Below are 5,727 nucleotides of genomic sequence, written 5' to 3' on the forward strand. Positions count from 1 at the left end.
AAAGAAACATAATCCATGATAAAAATAGCTATAAATGCTATGATAACAATGAATATTACATAATTAAAAGCTTCTCCCATATTTCCTGCAGCCACTTCAGAGTAAACTGCCATAGGGAGAGTTCTTGTTTGTCCAGCAATATTTCCTGCAAGCATTGCGGTAGCACCGAATTCACCTAAACCACGAGCGTAAGCAAGAATTCCTCCACTGATAATTCCCGGCAATGCATTTGCAAATAAAACTTTCCAGAAGATGTTCCACTCAGACATGCCTAATGTACGGCCTGCATCCAGTAAATTAGAATCAACCTGTTCGAATGCTCCTCTGGCGGAACGATACATTAAAGGAAAAGACATGACAACCGCAGCAATGACAGTCGCATGCCATGAAAAAGCAATTTTGACTGTGAAGAAGTCTATGAAAAATCTGCCGATTGGTCCTCTGACCCCAAAAATATAGAGCAAAAAGAATCCCACTACAGTAGGGGGAAGCACTATAGGCAATGTGAAAATACCGTCAAGCACTATTTTCAATGAGTCATTTTTAATCTTAACCAGGCCCCAAGCTACAATCAAACCTACAAAAAAGGTTATAAAGATTGATAAACTTGCAGTTTTCATTGAAATGAAAATAGGGGACCAATCAGTCATGTCCATATCACCTTAAAAAATATTAATTATTCAAATGAATAAAATTAATTATTCAAATGAATAATTCATGCTAAATCTATTCGTGGATAGTGAATCCAAATTCTTCAAATATATCTTTAGCTTCTTGAGTTTGTAAGAACTCTAAGAATTTGTTTGCAGCATCAGGATTATCTGAATTTTTAAGTACAGCTACAGGATAAATGACAGGAGTTTTTAAAGCATCTTCAGGAGCTTCACAGACTACCTTTACATCATCAGTAGATTTTGCATCAGTAGCATATACAATACCACAATCAGCAGATCCTTGAGCTACTTGGTTTAATACTGCAGTTACATCAGTACCTAAGGATAATTTAGGTTCAACTGCATCCCAAATGCCAGTGTTGTTTAATACTTCTTGAGCGTATTGTCCTGCAGGTACGGATTCAGGATCACCAATAGCAATGTTACCTTCAACATCTTTTAAATCTTCAAATGAAGATATATTGGAATCTGAATCAGCGGGTACAATTAAAACAACTTTATTTTCTAAGAATTGAACATTAGTATCATTGTCGACTAAATCTTCTTCAACTAAAGCATCCATCTGTTTATTAGCAGCAGACATGAATACATCTGCATCCAAACCGTTTTCAATTTGAGTTTGTAAATCCCCACTTGAAGCATAAGTTGGAGTAACTTTTACACCAGGATATTTTTCTTCAAACATAGGAATTAACTTTTCATCATAAACATTCTTCAAACTAGCTGCAGCAGCCAAATTAATTTCTTGTCCATCTAAGCTAGTGTCATTAGTAGTATCATCACCACCGAAAATATCAAATAAACCGGCGGAACATGAACCTACGCCAAGAACTACTACTGCTATTGCGATAACAGCAACAATTAACATTCTATTAGATTTCATTGTTTCTCCTCTTTAACTAAATTAAACAAAACACTATCAGACATCCTATAATAATCAAAGATTTCAAAAAGGCAATGCAAATAAATTTCCTACATTCTAACCAGGTTTATAAATCCTTATTACATCGCTTGTAAAAATATGGAAAATAAAATTATTGCAATTGAAAATAATTTTAATCAGATGGATAACATCATATATTTTTACTCATAGCTTTCACAATCTTTAATTACGATTTAATTGTACTGAATAGTAATAATAGATTATTTATAATGATATATAAATATTTACATATCGAATAATGACTTTTTTAAAAATTTTTTTGGTTTTTCCTTCGCAAGTCTTAGAAAATTTCAATAATTTCGTTGTGAAATAATATTCACCATTGTTATATTTTCTAGACATCCTATATAAAGACATGTTATGTAAAATTAATAATTACTATCATATCGTTAAAGATTAAATTGATTAAATCAAAGTAAAATTAAAAAATAAATAAAAATAACTAAAAAACACGAATATACAATATTTTATTATCATACGAAGAAAATATGAATAATCATTGATATTATATATAACACAAAATATACAATAATATTAAAGGTGATATGATGTCAGATATTCAAAAAGTAGATGAATTACTAACAAAAGCACAAGTATTTTACCTTGCAACAGTAAATGGCGACAAACCAAAAGTAAGACCGTTAGGTTTCCACCTATTGTTTGAAGACAAAATTTACTTTGGTGTTGGAACTCACAAAGACGTTTATAAACAATTAGAAGCCAATCCAAATGTTGAAATTGCAGCATGGGATGGAGAACACTTCTTAAGATATTATGGCGTTGCAGACTTATCTAAAAATGAAGCTGTTGTTGAAAAAGCATTTGAACTCATGCCTGAAATAGCTGAAGCTTACAAAGCAAACAACTGGGAAATGGGTGTATTCTACCTTGGCGATGCAACAGCTGAATTTAGAAACATGTTTGCTATCGAAGAATCCTATGAATTTAAATATTAATGTTTTAAAACATTAATATTCTTTTTTTTAACCACAAATCTCATTAACAATCGCCAATGCATTAAGGGTTCTTGGAAAACCAATATAAGGCATTATAACTGTTATTGCAGAAATTAATTTTTCCTTATCATTACCTACATTTAAATTGCCCTGAGTATGACCTCTTAGCTGATTTTCGCATCCTCCCAGGGATGCAATGAATACAAAAGTGATTAATTCCCTTTGTGAATCATCCAAACCATCGCGGGTGTAAAAGTCACCGAAACAAAAACCCTCCAAAAATCTGTTGAAATGCTGTTGGCCTTCGGGAGTAGAATCATTCATCATTTGAATCATTTCACTTCCAAAGTATCTGTCCTGAAGTTCACGGCCTTTCTCATGTCTATTTTCTGAGGCAGTATTGGATCTTGAAGGCAAAGGCATTTCAATTCCCTTTTTCTCAAATACCTTAATTACAACACCAAAGAAGTTGTGTGCACGGGCAAAACCAACATACGGAACAGACTGATAGAGCAATTCCTTAACCTCTTCAGGAGTTATATCCATATCCAAAGCAGATGACAAAATCTTTTTAAAAGCTTTAGGGGATTGGCAAGCGATTAATGAAGCTAATGTTACTAAAATAGATTCCTTCTCTGATAGTTTAGAGTATTCAAAGACTTCACCATAGGCGAAGTTTTTAAATATTTCATGAAATTCCGGGTCATTTTTTTGGATTCTTCCAAAATTATCAAATAATTCCTTCATGAAAATAAGTTTGAAAAATAAATTATAAAAAAGTTTGTAAAAAAAGAAAAATCAAGGAGATTTAATCTCCTTTATTCCAGTTCATAATACCATAAACAACACATAAAAGTGTAGATAAGATAATTCCAACATATACTCCCCAAATCATTGGGTCTTCTATTCCTAAAACCATCATTATGCTTCACTTCCTTTTTTGTCTATGTTTTCAAATGCTTTATCAATAACCTCTTGAGCTGGAGGTTTTGTAAGTAAACTTACAACTATGGTAAATACTGCAGAGATTGGCACTGCAATCAGCATTACATCAATAAACGGCCATGGTGCTGCAGGCAATAATGTTTCTACACCAAATATGAATTGACATATTCCCAGACCTGTTGCGGTTTTTGCAAATACAAAAACCATCCAGAATAAACTTACAAGTGTTCCGGATACGATTCCTGCAATAGCTCCAGGCCTTGTAATTCCTTTCCAGTAAAGTGCACCTAAAAATACTGGCAGGAATGCTGCTGCACAAATTTCAAAGAACAAGCTTGTTCCAAGTGCAACTACACTTCCCGGAAGTGAATAAGCCATGACCAATGCCAAGATGATAGCTATCAAGATACCTACCCGTGAAATGCTTACTTGATCTAACCTTTGTTTGGATTTTTCTCTTATTGTTCCGTAGATATCCACACCGAATGCAGTTCCCTGTGTGTGCAATTGTGAAGATATTGTTGACATTGCAGCTGCAATCAAGGACAGCAGGAAGATGTATACAAACCATTCAGGTAATGCCATTGTAATGAATGTCGGAATAACCTTATCAATGTTTCCTCCAACCACATCAACCGCAATTTTGCCTAACTTATCATAGAAATATACGTTTGAAAGTGATCCTACGATATATGCGGTTGTTGGCATGATTGCAATGAAAATACCTCCAATCAAAACAGACCTGTTCAATTCTTTATCTGATTTAACTGTCATGAATCTTACAATCAATGAAGGTTGTGCGAGTACCCCGATACCTACACCAATGAGTGTGGATGATACAAGTGACCACCAGAATGGAGTTCCAAACTCTGGGAAGGCCGTCCAGCCCGTACCTCCTGTGGCAAGAGCATCGGCAGGATATAAATTAACCATATTTGTTAATGCAGTATTTGCAGTGTCGATTCCTCCAAGTAACCAATATACGAATACAAGCAAGAATATCATAGCTACAACCATGATTGTTCCTTGAAGTGCATCAGTATACATTACACCACGGATTCCTCCGAACAACACATAGAATGTAATAATAATTGATAAAATAAGTAAAGCAATACTGAAATCAATTAATAATGATGATTCTAAAAATCTTGCAGCACCGATTAACACTACTGCTGCATAAAGGGGCATTGCACAGAAAATTACTAAACCTGAGAAATAATGAATGAACTTAGAGTCAAAACGTTTTCCTAAAAACTCAGGAAAAGTTAAAGATTCAAGAGAATGTCCCATTCTACGAGTTCTTTTACCTAAAAATACGAATGCGATAAATACGCCTATTATAATATTCAAGAATGCTAACCATAAAACACTCATCCCATATTCACTAGCAACTCCTCCAAATCCGACAATAGCTGCTGTCGAAATAAAGGTAGCACCATAACTCATTGCCATAATGAATGGGTGTGTGTCCTTACCAGCAATCATAAAGTCTTCAGAGGAATTAGTTTTTTTGTATGCATAATAACCTACAAAAACCAAAGCAAATATGTAAATTATAAATACAATTGCTAAAATCATTACGTTCATAAATAATACCTCTAAATATTAAAAATTATTAATATTACAATTTATATATTATAAAAACAAACATTTATACTGTATGCAGGGGTGCCCGAGCGGCCAAAGGGGGAGGACTTAAGATCCTCTGGTGTAGGCCTTCGAGGGTTCGAATCCCTTCCCCTGCACTATTCTGTTTATATTTTTCTTTTATTCTCGATAATTTTGCCTTAGTGGCCCAGCCGGTAGAGCGCCACCTTGGTAAGGTGGAAGTCGGGGGTTCGAATCCCCCCTAAGGCTTTTTCTGATTTTTTAAATTTATTATTTTTTAAGAATTTCATATAGATTTAGGTCAGTTTTAAATATCTTAACTTATAAAAATAGATTATCCATTTGTATGTTTGTTTTTAATTAAATCGATTAAGGGGAATATTTGTGAATTATCCGAAAATAATATTGGTTGGTTGCATATCTGCATTTGTTGCATTATTAACCTCCGTTTTAGGAGTTGCAGGAACAATCATTGGTTCAGTCATTTCTTCCGTTCTCTATAATATGCTTTCAGAAGCATTAGAAAAGCCTGTTCAAGAAGCGGCTTTCAGTAAAGATTTTGAATGGGAAGTGGCTTATGTATTTCCATTAATCGTGATAG

At 33.9% G+C, this 5,727-nt stretch carries 6 protein-coding genes, 2 tRNA genes and 1 pseudogene; 4 read left to right on the plus strand and 5 right to left on the minus strand.

From position 1 onward, the window contains the following. Window positions 1-650 (minus strand): molybdate ABC transporter permease subunit (gene modB / locus ACKI3D_RS01550; protein ID WP_407391693.1); only part of this gene is annotated, 650 nt, incomplete at its 3' end. A gap of 76 nt (window positions 651-726) precedes the next feature. Then, window positions 727-1,557: a molybdate ABC transporter substrate-binding protein gene (gene modA, locus ACKI3D_RS01555; RefSeq protein WP_407391695.1), complete on the minus strand. Its 831-nt coding sequence runs from the start codon at window positions 1,555-1,557 to the stop codon at window positions 727-729. 608 nt (window positions 1,558-2,165) lie between these two features. On the opposite strand from modA, the gene ACKI3D_RS01560 reads away from it, so the two are divergent. Further along, the gene (locus tag ACKI3D_RS01560; RefSeq protein ID WP_407391697.1) at window positions 2,166-2,573 is read left to right on the plus strand and encodes a pyridoxamine 5'-phosphate oxidase family protein; all 408 of its coding nucleotides are present in this window, start codon (window positions 2,166-2,168) and stop codon (window positions 2,571-2,573) included. Between the two features lie 27 nt (window positions 2,574-2,600). On the opposite strand, the gene ACKI3D_RS01565 is transcribed toward ACKI3D_RS01560, so the two are convergent. The 3 genes from ACKI3D_RS01565 to ACKI3D_RS01575 form a co-directional block, all read right to left on the minus strand. Then, window positions 2,601-3,320: a carboxymuconolactone decarboxylase family protein gene (locus ACKI3D_RS01565; RefSeq protein WP_407391699.1), complete on the minus strand. Its 720-nt coding sequence runs from the start codon at window positions 3,318-3,320 to the stop codon at window positions 2,601-2,603. Window positions 3,321-3,381: 61 nt separating this feature from the next. Beyond that, window positions 3,382-3,495 carry a symporter small accessory protein gene (locus tag ACKI3D_RS01570; protein WP_407391701.1) on the minus strand — a complete coding sequence of 38 codons (114 nt, stop codon included), beginning with the start codon at window positions 3,493-3,495 and terminating at the stop codon, window positions 3,382-3,384. Beyond that, the gene (locus tag ACKI3D_RS01575; RefSeq protein ID WP_407391703.1) at window positions 3,495-5,105 is read right to left on the minus strand and encodes a sodium:solute symporter; all 1,611 of its coding nucleotides are present in this window, start codon (window positions 5,103-5,105) and stop codon (window positions 3,495-3,497) included. The genes ACKI3D_RS01570 and ACKI3D_RS01575 overlap by 1 nt, the downstream gene beginning before the upstream one ends. Window positions 5,106-5,180: 75 nt before the next feature. On the opposite strand from ACKI3D_RS01575, the gene ACKI3D_RS01580 reads away from it, so the two are divergent. From ACKI3D_RS01580 to ACKI3D_RS01590, 3 genes and pseudogenes are all read left to right on the plus strand, one after another. Next, window positions 5,181-5,263: transfer RNA gene (locus tag ACKI3D_RS01580), tRNA-Leu, on the plus strand. Between the two features lie 39 nt (window positions 5,264-5,302). Continuing rightward, window positions 5,303-5,375, plus strand: a tRNA-Thr gene (locus ACKI3D_RS01585). A gap of 135 nt (window positions 5,376-5,510) precedes the next feature. Continuing rightward, window positions 5,511-5,727 (plus strand): annotated as a pseudogene (locus ACKI3D_RS01590) (hypothetical protein); the annotation flags it as partial.

This window comes from Methanobrevibacter sp., assembly GCF_045586545.1.
In the GTDB taxonomy this organism is placed as follows: domain Archaea; phylum Methanobacteriota; class Methanobacteria; order Methanobacteriales; family Methanobacteriaceae; genus Methanocatella.

What these genes read in the sequence shown, in the direction of transcription:
- modA (WP_407391695.1), bottom strand. Translation starts at nt 1,557, where the DNA reads ATGAAATCTAATAGAATGTTAATTGTTGCTGTTATCGCAATAGCAGTA.
- ACKI3D_RS01575 (WP_407391703.1), bottom strand. Translation starts at nt 5,105, where the DNA reads ATGAACGTAATGATTTTAGCAATTGTATTTATAATTTACATATTTGCT.
- ACKI3D_RS01570 (WP_407391701.1), bottom strand. Translation starts at nt 3,495, where the DNA reads ATGATGGTTTTAGGAATAGAAGACCCAATGATTTGGGGAGTATATGTT.
- ACKI3D_RS01560 (WP_407391697.1), top strand. Translation starts at nt 2,166, where the DNA reads ATGTCAGATATTCAAAAAGTAGATGAATTACTAACAAAAGCACAAGTA.
- ACKI3D_RS01565 (WP_407391699.1), bottom strand. Translation starts at nt 3,320, where the DNA reads ATGAAGGAATTATTTGATAATTTTGGAAGAATCCAAAAAAATGACCCG.